The sequence below is a fragment of the Parapusillimonas sp. JC17 genome (assembly GCF_052180245.1).
Taxonomy (GTDB): Bacteria; Pseudomonadota; Gammaproteobacteria; order Burkholderiales; family Burkholderiaceae_B; genus Parapusillimonas.
Genome location: NZ_CP197474.1, coordinates 959,356 through 972,032 on the forward strand (window position 1 = coordinate 959,356; position 12,677 = coordinate 972,032).

General features: G+C 63.3%; 14 protein-coding genes. 7 read left to right on the top strand and 7 right to left on the bottom strand.

Going from position 1 to position 12,677, the window contains the following annotated elements; genetic code table 11:
- Positions 1–14 precede the first annotated feature (14 nt).
- Positions 15–617 (bottom strand): RsmD family RNA methyltransferase, encoded by a 603-nt coding sequence (locus tag ACSBPU_RS04635; RefSeq protein ID WP_442596018.1) that lies wholly within the window; start codon positions 615–617, stop codon positions 15–17.
- Positions 618–667: 50 nt separating this feature from the next.
- Between ACSBPU_RS04635 and ftsY the strand changes: the two genes are divergently transcribed.
- Positions 668–1,981 (top strand): signal recognition particle-docking protein FtsY, encoded by a 1,314-nt coding sequence (ftsY, locus tag ACSBPU_RS04640; RefSeq protein ID WP_442596020.1) that lies wholly within the window; start codon positions 668–670, stop codon positions 1,979–1,981.
- 195 nt (positions 1,982–2,176) lie between these two features.
- Here the strand turns inward: ftsY and ACSBPU_RS04645 are convergent, their stop codons facing one another.
- From ACSBPU_RS04645 to ACSBPU_RS04670, 6 genes are all read right to left on the bottom strand, one after another.
- Positions 2,177–3,718: a CYTH and CHAD domain-containing protein gene (locus ACSBPU_RS04645; protein ID WP_442596022.1), complete on the bottom strand. Its 1,542-nt coding sequence runs from the start codon at positions 3,716–3,718 to the stop codon at positions 2,177–2,179.
- Positions 3,719–3,819: 101 nt separating this feature from the next.
- Complete coding sequence (gene phnE, locus ACSBPU_RS04650) at positions 3,820–4,617, bottom strand: phosphonate ABC transporter, permease protein PhnE (protein WP_442596024.1); 798 nt, start codon at positions 4,615–4,617, stop codon at positions 3,820–3,822.
- A complete protein-coding gene (gene phnE, locus ACSBPU_RS04655) occupies positions 4,614–5,492 on the bottom strand; it encodes a phosphonate ABC transporter, permease protein PhnE (RefSeq protein ID WP_442596026.1) in 879 nt (292 codons plus the stop codon). The genes phnE (ACSBPU_RS04650) and phnE (ACSBPU_RS04655) overlap by 4 nt, the downstream gene beginning before the upstream one ends.
- Positions 5,480–6,250, bottom strand: a complete 771-nt coding sequence (gene phnC / locus ACSBPU_RS04660) for a phosphonate ABC transporter ATP-binding protein (protein WP_442596028.1) — start codon at positions 6,248–6,250, stop codon at positions 5,480–5,482. Before phnC ends, phnE (ACSBPU_RS04655) begins: the two co-directional genes overlap by 13 nt.
- Positions 6,251–6,257: 7 nt before the next feature.
- On the bottom strand, positions 6,258–7,250 hold the full coding sequence (gene phnD / locus ACSBPU_RS04665; RefSeq protein ID WP_442596030.1) for a phosphate/phosphite/phosphonate ABC transporter substrate-binding protein: 993 nt from the start codon (positions 7,248–7,250) through the stop codon (positions 6,258–6,260).
- Positions 7,251–7,355: 105 nt separating this feature from the next.
- The gene (locus ACSBPU_RS04670) at positions 7,356–8,174 is read right to left on the bottom strand and encodes an IclR family transcriptional regulator (protein ID WP_442596032.1); all 819 of its coding nucleotides are present in this window, start codon (positions 8,172–8,174) and stop codon (positions 7,356–7,358) included.
- 253 nt (positions 8,175–8,427) lie between these two features.
- On the opposite strand from ACSBPU_RS04670, the gene ribBA reads away from it, so the two are divergent.
- From ribBA to ACSBPU_RS04700, 6 genes are read left to right on the top strand one after another with little or no spacing between them, the layout of a single operon-like run.
- Complete coding sequence (gene ribBA, locus ACSBPU_RS04675) at positions 8,428–9,597, top strand: bifunctional 3,4-dihydroxy-2-butanone-4-phosphate synthase/GTP cyclohydrolase II (protein ID WP_180065522.1); 1,170 nt, start codon at positions 8,428–8,430, stop codon at positions 9,595–9,597.
- 15 nt (positions 9,598–9,612) lie between these two features.
- The gene (gene ribH / locus ACSBPU_RS04680) at positions 9,613–10,131 is read left to right on the top strand and encodes a 6,7-dimethyl-8-ribityllumazine synthase (RefSeq protein WP_180065519.1); all 519 of its coding nucleotides are present in this window, start codon (positions 9,613–9,615) and stop codon (positions 10,129–10,131) included.
- A 4-nt stretch (positions 10,132–10,135) separates the two neighbouring features.
- Positions 10,136–10,636, top strand: a complete 501-nt coding sequence (gene nusB, locus ACSBPU_RS04685) for a transcription antitermination factor NusB (RefSeq protein WP_180065517.1) — start codon at positions 10,136–10,138, stop codon at positions 10,634–10,636.
- A 6-nt stretch (positions 10,637–10,642) separates the two neighbouring features.
- Positions 10,643–11,602, top strand: a complete 960-nt coding sequence (gene thiL / locus ACSBPU_RS04690) for a thiamine-phosphate kinase (protein ID WP_442596035.1) — start codon at positions 10,643–10,645, stop codon at positions 11,600–11,602.
- 25 nt (positions 11,603–11,627) lie between these two features.
- Positions 11,628–12,155, top strand: coding sequence for a phosphatidylglycerophosphatase A family protein (locus tag ACSBPU_RS04695; RefSeq protein WP_442596037.1), 528 nt, complete (start codon positions 11,628–11,630; stop codon positions 12,153–12,155).
- On the top strand, positions 12,152–12,658 hold the full coding sequence (locus tag ACSBPU_RS04700; protein WP_442596039.1) for a CinA family protein: 507 nt from the start codon (positions 12,152–12,154) through the stop codon (positions 12,656–12,658). The genes ACSBPU_RS04695 and ACSBPU_RS04700 overlap by 4 nt, the downstream gene beginning before the upstream one ends.
- Positions 12,659–12,677: the final 19 nt, after the last annotated feature.

Consider the following 12,677-nt stretch of genomic DNA (forward strand, 5'->3'; position numbering starts at 1 on the left):
CGGCCAAGCAGGAGTTATATGCTTATTGGTGTATCCATGGGATTATTGTCTGTTTTTTGCGTTGCAGCAAATCGAAACAGGTGAAAGTGCACATGTCCCGCCCTGGACCGGCGCAGCAGTTCGAAGCCGTCGGGCGCTTCCAAAGACGCTTCGGACTCAATATACAGCAAGCCGTCGGGGCTGAGAACCGATGGAATCCGACTCCATAATGCCTCTATCCATCCTTGTCCAAAGGGTGGGTCCAGCATGACCAGATCAAAAGGCGTGTCGTTCAGGCGTTCCAGGATTTGCCGCGCATCCCCCGCGTGGATCCGGACCTGCAGCGCACCCAGGCGATTGCGAAGCGCCCGCAGCGCGGCGATCGCCGGCGGATGCGATTCCACCATTTGCACATGGGCCACGCCGCGCGAAGCGGCCTCGAAGCCCAGTGCGCCCGTGCCCGCAAAGAGATCCAGTACGCGCTTGTCCGAGAACTCGCCTCCCCAGAAATGATGCAGCCAGTTGAAAAGGGTTTCCCTCACCCGGTCCGGGGTGGGGCGCAATCCCGCCGCATCGATGACCGGGATGGGAGTTTTGCGGTAATCACCGCCTACAATACGTACTACATGTTTTTTCATGCGTGGTCGCGGACGTCTGGTTCGTCAAATATTCGGGTAGTGTAAAACGTATGTTCAGTTTTTTTAAAAGAAAGAAGTCTCCAGCGGCGCCGGATGCGGAAGCGGAAAAGAGCATCCCCCAAGAGCCGGCGCCAGATGATCAGGCCGTCGCCGTCTCCACGCCGCCGCTTCCGGAGCCTTCCCGGCAACCTCAGCCGGCTCCGCCTTCTTCGGAGTCTCTGCCTACCGAGCCTTCGTCCGGTGAGCCGCCGTCACCCGAGCCTTTGCCGATCGAGCCGGCGCCAGCTGCCGAGCCGGAGCTCCAGGCGCGCGCCGTGCCGGAACCATCGGCGGTGCAGCCGGGTCCGGTTTCTGTGTCCGCTACGCCCGTGGAAGTGCCTGTCCCCGCGCCGGAAGTTCCCGCTTCCATCGATGAGGCCCAGCCGGTCACTCCTGCGTCCGCGCCGGCCGTCAAGCAATCCTGGCTGGCCCGGCTGAAGAAAGGTCTTTCCCGGACGGGCCAGAGCATAGGCGGCCTGTTCGTCGGGGTCAAAGTCGACGAGTCGCTGTTCGAAGAGCTGGAGACCGCCCTCATCATGGCGGACGCCGGCTTGGAGGCCACCGAGAAGCTCTTGACAGCCCTTCGTGCGCGGGTACGCAAAGAGCGGCTCGAAGACGCCGCGCAAGTGAAGGCGGCGCTGCGCGACATTCTGGCTGATCATCTCGCGCCTCTGGAGAAGCCGTTTCCGCTGGGCAAGGCATCGCCTCTGGTCATCATGATTGCCGGCGTCAATGGCGCGGGCAAGACGACGTCGATCGGCAAGCTCGCCAATCACTTCCAGGCTCAAGGCGCCAAGGTCCTGCTGGCGGCGGGAGACACCTTCCGGGCCGCCGCACGCGAGCAACTGATGGAATGGGGAACGCGCAACAACGTAACCGTCATCGCCCAGGAAGGCGGGGATCCCGCCGCGGTCGCCTTCGACGCCGTCAATGCGGGTCGGGCGCGCGAAGCCGGCGTGGTCATGGTCGACACGGCCGGCCGCCTGCCGACTCAACTGCACTTGATGGAAGAACTCAAGAAAATCAAGCGCGTCATCGGCAAGGCCGACGGCGATGCACCGCATGAAATCCTGCTGGTCGTGGACGGAAACACCGGCCAGAACGCCATCGCCCAAATCCGCGCTTTCGATGCAGCCATCAATCTTACCGGCCTGGTGGTCACCAAGCTCGACGGCACCGCCAAAGGCGGCACGCTGGCGGCCGTCGCCGCCGGCAGCCAGGGTGTGCGGCCCGTACCCGTGTATTGGATCGGCGTCGGAGAAGGGCTGAACGACCTCCAGCCCTTCGTGGCGCGGGAGTTCGCCACGGCATTGCTGGGCGATTAGGATCAGGGGTCAGACCCAATGGGTCTGACCCCGCGTCGGGTGATTTTTGGGGGACAGACCCCATACGGGGTCTGTCCCCGTGCACATTCTTGTGGGGTCTGACCCCGCGTCGGGCGATTTTTGAGGGGTCAGACCCCGTACGGGGTCTGACCCCAGGCACATGCTTCTGGGGTCAAGCCCCACCTCGATGCGCCATCAAACCGCTTTCAATCCACCGGCCTTGTGCAGCCGGACGAAGGCTGACTGGGCTTCGATCCGGCACTGTTCCTGACTGGCGGCGAGCCAGCCCAGTGCGAACAGGGCGGCGGGATGCTCGGCGGCGAGTTCACCGTAATAGTCCTGGGCCACATACAGGTCATTCAGATCCCCCAATGTCTGCTGGGCCGCCGTCAGCGCGTCATGCACGCGCTTGAAGCGTTTTTCCGCGAACAGCGGCGCGGTAAAGTCCAGGCAATAGCGTAGCCGCTTCACTTTCTTACGCTGATCATGCTGCGCCTCCGCCGACAGCGTCAGGAAATGCTCGCCATCCGAGCAAAGCCGATCCAGCCACTTGTTCAGGCGTCTGGCGAGCTTGTGGGCGGGCTTGCCGGAAGGCGCGCCGTCCCGGGTTTCGTCCTCTTCCGTTGTCAGCTCCTGGAGCAGTGCCAGCAGGCATGCCTGGAAGGCGCTGCCGGCGGCCAGGCGCCGGCTCGTCGCGCCGCGCCGGCTGCGGCGGGCCGTCAAAGGAAGGTCCAAGGCGGGCATGCCGGCTTCGAGCAGACGGGGCGTGATGGACAGGCGCACGACATCGCCGTCGCGCTCGTTGCCCAACTGCTTGAAAAAGGCCTTCAGCTCCTGGATGCAAGCGCCGTCGTCAATGGATATCCATTTGCCGAAAAGCCGCCGGCACGAGCGCAGCCGCCTGATCCCCACGCGCAATTGATGGACGTAGTCGATGGTCAGCACGGAGGCGCCCGCGTGCTTGTCCACGCCTGCCAGGAAACAGGCGTTGCGGATGATCTGGCTCAGGCACTCGCTTGCGCTTTGACGGTAGATGGCGGCCATGGCCGGCGCGCCGTCCAGGCGAGGGTGCTCGGCGCGCCTGGGTTTGAGCAGCTGCCGGGCTTCCGGTGCCGTCAGTTTCCCGGTGCCGGGACGCTTGCCGGCCTTGCGCTCCATTGCGATCCGGGCCAGGGCGTCACCGCGCTCCGCCTTGCTGCGCAAGTCCAGGATGAGGCCGTATTTTTCCAGCCAGTACTGGCCCAGCACGAAGATGTTCTTCGCTTCGCCCGAAATCTGTTCCAGCTCGAGCTCATGCACCGGCAACTCCAGGCCGTCCGCCTTGATCAAGCCGTTGTCGCAGGCAAGCTCCACCACGCCGGAACCGGTATCCATGCGCAACGCGATGCGCTTGACGTCCGTTTCATATCGCATTCGCAAGGAGGGGCCAAGTTCCCGCAGGATGCTTTCGAGGCCCGTTCCACGGTAGACCGACAGATCAAGTTCAGGGCCCGGGCGAGGGTGGTTGAACTCCAGGCGAGAGAGCTCGTCGGGGCCTGGCGCCTTGACCGTCTGCACCCATTGCTTGCCTTCCAGACGAAGCCGCAGCGCGATGTCGGCTCGGGCCAGTTGGCGGTCGTCGGTGTCGAAGTAGCGCGCCCGCAGCGGGATGACGCTTCCTCCCGATCGCAGTAATTCCACTTCCAAGGCTTCACGGCTGCCGTTCGGCACATGAAGTTTCAATTCGCGTTCGAGCATGGATGCACCTCTGTGATTCAGACGCATCTTACCCGTTTCATTCTGTTTCTTTATGACAGGACCATGACAGCGCGGATGCCGCGTGCGCCACGAGCCGGAAATCAGAGCAATGTCTTGCGTGCGCGGGTGATGAAGACTTCCGCCACGATCACGATGGCGAAGATGAGCACCAGAATGAGGGCGACCTTGTCCCACTGGAAGAGATCCATTGCGCTATTGAGCGCCATGCCGATGCCGCCGGCGCCGACCAGCCCGAGTACCGCCGATTCGCGGACATTGATGTCCCAGCGCAGCAGCACGATGGACCAGAAGGCGGGCCGGATTTGCGGCCAATAGCCGTAGCCGATGATGGAGCCGGTGCGCGCGCCGGTGGCGGTCAGGGCCTCGATGGGTCCCGGGTGCGCTTCTTCGATGGCTTCGCCCAGCAGCTTCCCCACGAAGCCGATGGAGCGAAAGGCGATGGCCATGGTGCCGGCGAGGGGGCCGGGGCCGAATATCGCAATGAAGAGCAGTGCCCAGACGAGCGAATTGATCGAGCGGCTGGAGACGAGGATGAGGCGGGCGAGAAAGTTGACGGCTTTGTTGCGGGTAAGGTTGCCGGCGGCAGCCAACCCCACGGGCACCGCCATGATCACGGCCAGTATGGTGCCCAGCGTGGCCATGTGCAGGGTTTCGACCAAGGCTTTCTGAATGGCGCCTGGGAAGCTCGCCCAGGATATCGGCCACATCCGGTTCAGCAGGTCTGCCATCTGGGTGGGCGCGTCGTACAGGAATTCAGGAATGACGTCGATGCTGCGCAGCGACTGCACGATGGCAAGCACGAACAGCAGGTACAGCGCAAAGCGCAAAAGGCGTTGGCCGGGCGTGTACCGCTGCCAGGTGGTGTCGTATGCCGTCATGCGTCGTCCTCGATGGGGCGCGGCGTGGCGCCCGGCTTCTTCGTGCGCCGGAACAGCGCGGCGGGCGACATGTTGTCGAGCAAAATGGAACGGACCACGCCTGCCAGCAATTCACCCATCATGATGATGGCGATGATGCAAATGAGTATGGTGCAGACGAAATCGTAGTCGAAGCGCTGGAAGGCGGAGAACAGGGTGCCGCCGATACCGCCCGCGCCTACGATGCCCACCATGGTGGAGTTGCGCAGGTTGGAGTCGAGCTGATAGGTGGAGAACCCGACGAAACGGGCAAAGACCTGCGGCAACACCGCGAAAATGATCACGTTGGCAAATGAGGCGCCCGTGGCGCGCACGGCCTCGACCTGCTTGAGGGAGATTTCTTCGATGGACTCGGTGAATAGCTTGCCGATGAAGCCGATGGACGCCACGGTGAGCGCCAGAACACCTGCCAGCGCGCCGAAGCCCACCGCCTTGACGAAAATGATGGCGACGATGACCGGGTGCAGCGATCGGCATAGCGAGATCACGGTACGCGCGGGCCAGGTGGCCCACACCGGCATCAGGTTGCGTGCACCCAGCAGGCTGAGCGGCAAAGACAGCAGTATGCCCAGCGTGCTGGCCAGCACGGCGATTTCCAGGCTTTCGGCAATGCCCTTCCAGAGCACGTCCAGCCTTTCGATGCTGGGCGGAAACATGCGTCCCAGGAACCTGGCGCCGTGGCCCAGTCCGGCTTCGAAACGGTCCCAGGAAAACCCCAGCTGCGATGCCGCAAAGACGGCATACGCCACCACCAGCACCAAGCCCAGCTTGGCGCGGAAGGACAGCGCGAACGGTTTGGCGTTGTGGTCTATTGCGGTGGTGCTTACTCCAGCCACGATTCGCCCCCGTAGATCTGCTTGAGCACGTCGGTGTCGAGATTGGCGGGCAGGCCGTCGTAGACGATGTGGCCGCCCGACATGCCGACGATGCGCGTCGCATAGCGCTTGGCCAGCTCGACGTCGTGGATGTTGACGATGACCGGTATGCCGAAAGCGCTTCCCTGCTCGATGAGCAATTCCATGATTTCGACCGAGGTCTTGGGATCGAGCGAGGAAGTGGGTTCGTCGGCCAGCAAAAGCTGGGGCCGTTGCATCAGTGCGCGCGCAATGCCTACGCGCTGCCGCTGGCCGCCCGACAGCGCATCGGCCCGCTGGTTGGCGAAACCGGCCAGCCCGACGGTGTCGAGCAGGCCGTACGCATACTGGATGTCGGAGGGTTCGAAGCGGCGCCGCCAGGCATTGAATGCGGACGTATAGCCCAGGCGGCCGGTGAGCAGGTTCTCCATGACGGTAAGGCGCTCGACCAGGTTGTATTCCTGGAAGACCATGCCGATCCGCCGGCGGGCCTGCCGCAAGGCGGACCCGCGTACCTTGGCCAGATCGACGCGGTTGCCGTCGTCGTCGAGGACGATGGAGCCCGCGGTGGGCTCTATCAGCCGGTTCACGCAGCGCAGCAGCGTGCTTTTCCCGGTGCCCGACGGGCCGATGATGGCCGTGAGGCCTTCGCCGGCGACGTCCAGGTCGATGTGCTTGAGCACAGGCTGGTTGGCTTTGTACTCTTTGACGAGTCCGGCAATATGAAGCGATGCCCCCATGATCGCCTTACTTCTTCTGGTTGGCTTTGTCGTATGCGGAACGGGTGAAGCTTTCGCCCCCCGCCTTGGCTACGTCGCGCACGATGGCCCAGTCCTTTTGATAGGTGACGGGGTAGAAGCGGTCGGCGCCGTCGAAGGCTTCCTGCATTTCCTTGGGGAAGCGGTAATCGTAGAAGCACTTGAGCATCTTGTCGCGGAAGGCGGGTTCCAGATCGTAGGCATAGGCGAAGGACGAGGTCGGGAATTTTTCGCTGCGATAGAGGACGCGGAAGTCGTCTTCCTTGACTTGGCCGCGTTCCGCCATGCGGTGGAATACGTCGGACGCCACCGCGGCCGCGTCATAGTCGCCGGAGTTCACCCCCATGACGGACTGGTCGTGTTTGCCGGAATAGAGGAAGTCGTAATCCTTGCCCGGCACCAGGCCTTCTTTCGGGAAGAGGGCGATGGGCGCCATGTTGCCCGAATTGGACGACGGCGAGGTGTGGGCGACCTTCTTGCCTTTCAAGTCGGCCAGCGTCTTGTAAGGGCTGTCCTTCTTGACGATGAGGATCAGGTTGTAGCCCTGGAAGCCGTTGGCATCGCCCTTTACCGCGAAAGGCACGGCACCCGCCAGGTTGACGGCGAAGTTGGTGGGGCCGGTCGAGAAGCCGCCGACGTGCAGGCGGTTCGACCGCATGGCTTCGATCTCGGCGGCGTTGCTTTGCACCTGATAGAACACGACTTTGCGGTCCATGCACTGCGCCAGATGCTTGGTGAACGGGGAAAAGATTTCGGCATAGACCGCCGGGTCTTCGACGGGCGTGTAGGTGAAGACGATGGTGGACGGCGTTTTCAGCTTGGCGGGATCGGTGGGCGTATCGGCGACAAGGTCATTGTTGTCGTCGCAATACATGTTGTCCAGGTCACCTCGGTTCTTGCAGGTGTCTTGGGCGAGGGCCGGCTGGGCGGCGCCAAATGCGGTGAACACGGCGGCCAGCACGAGCAGTTTTGAAGCCTTCATGGTTTGTCTCCGGTTGGTACGGTCTTGTTTGATATTGTTTTAGGCGTCAATCATATCGAGAATGACATGAAATAGAAATAGCACACTTGTCGCCCACCGCGCCAGTCATTCGCGCGCCGGCCGGTAGCCCAGCTGGCGCGAGACCTCTGCCGCGCATTCTTTCAGGGCTACTGCGGTCGGCCCGTTGGTGCTGGCGTCGAACAGCGAGCTGGGCCCCAGGCTGGTAAGCGCCAGGACGATGTTGCCCGAATGGTTGAACACCGGCACGGACAGGGCGTCGATGCCTGGCAGCGGATTGCCCAGCGCCCGCGCCAAGCCTGTTTTCCGGATATCCTGAAGCAGGGCGCTCAAGGCTTCGGGGCTGGGCCGCAAGGCGCTGATGCTGGTGACCACCGCCTTGTCCCCGATTTCCCGCTCGATATAGTGTTCGGCCACCTTGGGCGGCAGCCAGGCCGCGAATACATGCCCTGTGGCCGTATGCAGCATGGACATGACCGTACCGGTGCGCATGTTCACATGGACCGGGTAGCTGGCCTCTGAAATGTGGATCATCGTCGGCCCATGCGAACCCAGCACGGCAATGGCCAGGGTGTGGCCGATCTTGCTCGCCAGCGCCTGGACATGGGGCAGGGCAACGCGGACCGGATCCAGGCGTTGCAGGCTGACCAGGCCCATTTGCAGCGCGAAAGGCCCGAGTTCGTACTGGCTGGTCGCGGAGTCCTGCTGAACGAGCCCCACGCGCGAGAAGCTGACCAGATAAGGATGCGCCTTCGCGGACGTCATGCCCGCCCGCTGCGCAAGATCCCGCAAGGTCAGCGGCACCCCCGCATCGACCAGGGCGGCAAGGAGCGGAAAGCCGGTTTCCACCGATTGGATGCTGCGACGGCTGTCGTTGGGCTTGGACGTGGCGTTGTTTCCGAGCATGATGCGAACGGGAAGTTGTTCCAGCGACGATATTACCAGGGGCTGACGGGGTCAGACCCCTTCAACCGGCACGGGGTCAGACCCTATAGGGTCTGACCCCAACGCCTCCAGCGTGACCCTATAGGGTCCGACCCCAATCCCTCCTGCGTCAGGCAGAGTTTCCCGTTCTGGGCAACAATGCGCCTTCACAGCCGGTTCAGGCGTTAAAATGGGTCAACTTTCCGATGAGCCTTCGGGCCTTTAACTTATAGTCATGAGCAATATTTCCGATTTGGATCTGGATGCGGCGCAGTCCTTCGATATCTCGCCGGTACCGGAAATCGTCGCCGAACTGCGCGCCGGCCGGCTGGTCATTCTGGTCGACGAAGAAGACCGCGAAAACGAGGGCGATCTGGTCATGGCGGCGGAATACGTCACGCCGGAAGCCATCAACTTCATGGTGACGCACGCCCGGGGGCTGGTCTGCCTGACCCTGACGGAAGAGCGGTGCAGGCAGCTGGAGCTGCCCCTGATGGCAAGCCGCAACGGCACGCGCTTCGGAACGAACTTCACCATGTCCATCGAGGCCGCCGAAGGCGTCGAAACGGGTATTTCGGCCGCCGACCGCGCCCGCACCATCCAGGTCGCGGTCGCGCGCGATGCCAAGCCGTCCGATCTGGTCCAGCCCGGGCATATCTTCCCGGTGCAGGCCGTGCGTGGCGGCGTGCTGGTTCGCGCCGGCCACACGGAAGCGGGCTGCGACCTGACGGCGCTGGCCGGCCTTACCCCGGCCGCCGTCATCTGCGAGGTCCTGAAGCCCGACGGCACCATGGCGCGCCTGCCGGACCTCAAGCTCTTCGCGCGCGAACACGGCCTGAAGATCGGCACCATCGCCGATCTCATCCAGTATCGCAGCGAGCATGAATCCATGGTCGAACGCCTGGCCAGCCGCGACATCAAGACGGCCTGGGGCGAATTCAAAGCGGTCGCCTATCGCGATCTGGCATCCGGGGCAACGCACTTGGCGCTCACGCACGGCACGATCACGCCAGACATCGAAACACTGGTCCGGGTCCACGAACCCACCAGCCTGCTCGACGTCCTCGTCGACGGCGAAACCGCCCACAGCTGGAGCGTGCCCAGCGCACTCAGGGCCATCTCCGCCGCGCCTTCGGGCGTGATGATCATGCTCAACTGCCAGGGCTCCGAAGAGCTGATCTCCAGTCAGTTCGAGGCCTGGAACCAGGACCCCGCGCCGGGCGGCAAGCTCAGCGACCGCGAAAGCCGCTATGGCCTTCGCACCTACGGCATAGGCGCGCAAATCATGCGCGACCTGAATGTCGGAAAAGCCCGTCTGCTGGCTCGGCCGCGAAAAATGCCGAGCATGGCCGGTTTTTCCCTGACCATAACAGGTTACGATAGCGAACCTCTTTCCCACCCCTGACAGGAACTGCCGACTATGAATCCATATACTTTGTCTCCCGATCTCAACGGGGAAGGTCTGCATATAGGTATTGTGCGTGCGCGCTTCAACGAAGAGATCGGCGTGGCTGAACTCGACGCCTGCCTGGCCGAGCTGGCCGAATTGGGCGTGGATGAGCGCGATGTCATGGTCGTGACCGTGCCCGGGGCCCTCGAACTGGGCATCACCCTGGCGCAAATGGCGGAAACCTTCGAGTTCGACGCCCTGATCGCATTGGGCGCCGTAATCCGCGGCGAAACCTATCATTTCGAGATCGTCAGCAATGAAAGCGCTTCGGCCATCAGCCGTGTCGCGCTCGAAACCGGAATTCCGGTCGCCAATGGCGTGCTGACGACCGACACCGACGAGCAGGCGCAGGCGCGCGCTGCCGAAAAAGGCCGTGATTGCGCCCGTGGCGCGGTCGAAATGGCCAACCTCGTGGCCGCTCTCGAGCCAGAGTCCGATGACGACGATGACTATGAAGACGACGAGGATGACGAAGACGACGAGGATTGATACTTTGACCACAAGCAAAACGAAGGCCGCGTCCACGGGCGGGCCTTCCCGCTCCAATGCCCGCAGCGCCCGCCGGCGCGCGCGCGAATTCGCCCTGCAGGGCGTCTACGCATGGTTGCTGCGCGGCGACGCCGGCCTGCAGGAGGCCGGTGAGATCGACGCCCACATCCGCGACGATGAAGAATTCCAGGAGGCCGACGCAGCCTGGTTCAAGACCTTGCTGCATGGCGTGCTGCGCGAAGCGCCCGCGCTGCGCGAACGCTTCCTGCCCTATGTCGATCGGCCGCTCGAAGAGCTGTCCCCCATCGAGCACGGCATTTTGCTCATCGGCAGCTACGAGCTCGTCCACCACATCGAAGTCCCCTACAAAGTGGCCATCAACGAGGCAGTGGAACTGGCCAAATCCTTTGGCGGCACAGACGGCTTCAAGTTCGTGAACGGCGTGCTGGACAAGATGGCCGCCGATGTCCGGCCCGTCGAAGCGCAGGCCGCCACACGCCGGTAGGGCCTGTTGGGTACGGAATTCGACCTCATCGCCCGTTATTTCAATCGGCCCGCTCCGCCGGACTATCTCGGGGTGGGCGACGACTGCGCGCTCATTCCCGTGACCGCCGGCCATAGGCTGGCCACCAGCACCGACCTGCTTGTCCAGGGTCGGCATTTCTTCGCCGACATGGACCCTCGTGCGCTTGGCCACAAGGCATTGGCCGTCAATCTGTCGGACCTTGCCGCGATGGGCGCCAGACCGCTGGCCTGCCTGCTCGGTGTATCCCTTCCCAAGGCAGACCATGCCTGGCTCGAGGCGTTTTCCGGCGGCTTTCATGCCTTGGCGCAACGCGCGGGCTGCCCGCTCGTGGGGGGGGATACCACGCGCAGCGAGGACGGCATCGCCATCAGCGTCACCGTCATGGGAGAAGTCCTGCCGGAACACGCGTTGCGCCGTTCGTCCGCCCAGGCGAACGACGATATCTGGCTGACGGGCACACTGGGCGCTCCAGATATCGCCTTGCGCCTGCTGCAAGGGCGTTTGCCGTCCGACGCGCATCGGCTGGCGGCAACACGGCGCCAGCTGGAATGGCCCGAGCCGCCGATGGCATTCGCCGCCGCCCTGGCCGGCGTCGCGCGCGCCGCGCTGGACATCTCTGATGGACTCGTTCAGGACCTGGGCCATATATTGAAAGCAAGCGCTTGCGGCGCGGAACTGGAATACGCCGAACTGCCTGTTGACGACGCCTTGGCCGGGCTCGAAGATGAACTCATCCGCAATGCGGTGCTGACGGGCGGCGACGTCTATCAGTTGTGCTTTACCGCGGCACCCGGCGAACGCGTGCGTATCCTTGAATTGGCGGATCAGTTCAGGCTGCGATTGACGCGTATCGGCCGTATCGTCCCCGAGCCAGGATTGCGCATAAGCCACGGCGATCGCGCCATCGAGCCGCCCGCCGAGGGCGGCTTCGATCATTTTTCCTGAACCTGCCGGACTCATCGATCACACCATGCCGGACATCCACCAAACCAGACCAGCCAGCAAAACAAGGGTAGCCGTGGCGCCGGCCTGGGCATTCGGCGCCGTGCACCGCATCATCGCGTTCGGCCTGGGAAGCGGCTTGCTCCGTCCCGCCCCGGGCACCTGGGGAACCTTGCTGGGCTGGCTGCTGTGGGCCGTGGCGGTGGGCCGCCTGCCCGATCCCTACATCGCTGCGATCATCCTGGCTGCATTTGCCCTGGGATGCTGGGCTTGCGGAAAGACGGGACGGGAAATGGGCGTGCCGGACCATGGCGGAATGGTCTGGGACGAAATCGTCGCGTTCTGGCTCGTGCTTTGGCTCACCCCTTCCAGCCTGATCGCGCAGGCGGTGGCGTTCGCCGTGTTCCGGGGGTTCGACATCATCAAGCCACCGCCCGTACGCTATTTCGATGCGCGCCTGAAGAACGGTTTCGGCGTGATGTGGGATGATATCCTGGCCGCGGCCTATAGTTTGCTACTCATGGCCGTCTTCGTCCGACTCGGGGTGTTTGCATGACAAATCACGACGCATTGATATTTGCTCCACAACTCGGTAATGCCTTGCGGGAGCGCGGCTGGATGTTCGCTTGCGCGGAGTCCTGCACAGGCGGCCTGCTGGCGGCCGCCATGACCGATACGCCGGGATCCAGCCTATGGTTCGACCGCGGTTTCGTCACCTACAGCAATGCGGCAAAAATACAGCATTTGCACGTCAATGCGGAAACACTGGAGCGCTTCGGGGCGGTCAGTGAAGAAACAGCCATGGAGATGGCCTCGGGCGTATTGACCGTCACGCGCGATGCCCACGTGGCAATATCCACCACCGGCATCGCGGGTCCCGACGGCGGCACGCCGGGCAAGCCGGTGGGCATGGTGTGTTTCGGCTTTGCCCAGCGCACCTCTCAAGGCGTCGTAACGCGGGCGGTCACGCGGGTGTTCGAAGGCGATCGCCAGCAGGTCCGCAATGCCGCAGTGGCTTTTGCGCTGGCCACCGCGCTGGATTTCATGGCCGATACTTGAGGGGTCAGACCCCATGCGG

Bases quoted from the DNA above. Each gene is read 5' to 3' on its own strand.
- ACSBPU_RS04635 (WP_442596018.1), bottom strand. From the start codon at position 617: ATGAAAAAACATGTAGTACGTATTGTAGGCGGTGATTACCGCAAAACT.
- ftsY (WP_442596020.1), top strand. From the start codon at position 668: ATGTTCAGTTTTTTTAAAAGAAAGAAGTCTCCAGCGGCGCCGGATGCG.
- ACSBPU_RS04645 (WP_442596022.1), bottom strand. From the start codon at position 3,718: ATGCTCGAACGCGAATTGAAACTTCATGTGCCGAACGGCAGCCGTGAA.
- phnE (WP_442596024.1), bottom strand. From the start codon at position 4,617: ATGACGGCATACGACACCACCTGGCAGCGGTACACGCCCGGCCAACGC.
- phnC (WP_442596028.1), bottom strand. From the start codon at position 6,250: ATGGGGGCATCGCTTCATATTGCCGGACTCGTCAAAGAGTACAAAGCC.
- phnD (WP_442596030.1), bottom strand. From the start codon at position 7,250: ATGAAGGCTTCAAAACTGCTCGTGCTGGCCGCCGTGTTCACCGCATTT.
- ACSBPU_RS04670 (WP_442596032.1), bottom strand. From the start codon at position 8,174: ATGCTCGGAAACAACGCCACGTCCAAGCCCAACGACAGCCGTCGCAGC.
- ribBA (WP_180065522.1), top strand. From the start codon at position 8,428: ATGAGCAATATTTCCGATTTGGATCTGGATGCGGCGCAGTCCTTCGAT.
- ribH (WP_180065519.1), top strand. From the start codon at position 9,613: ATGAATCCATATACTTTGTCTCCCGATCTCAACGGGGAAGGTCTGCAT.
- ACSBPU_RS04695 (WP_442596037.1), top strand. From the start codon at position 11,628: ATGCCGGACATCCACCAAACCAGACCAGCCAGCAAAACAAGGGTAGCC.
- ACSBPU_RS04700 (WP_442596039.1), top strand. From the start codon at position 12,152: ATGACAAATCACGACGCATTGATATTTGCTCCACAACTCGGTAATGCC.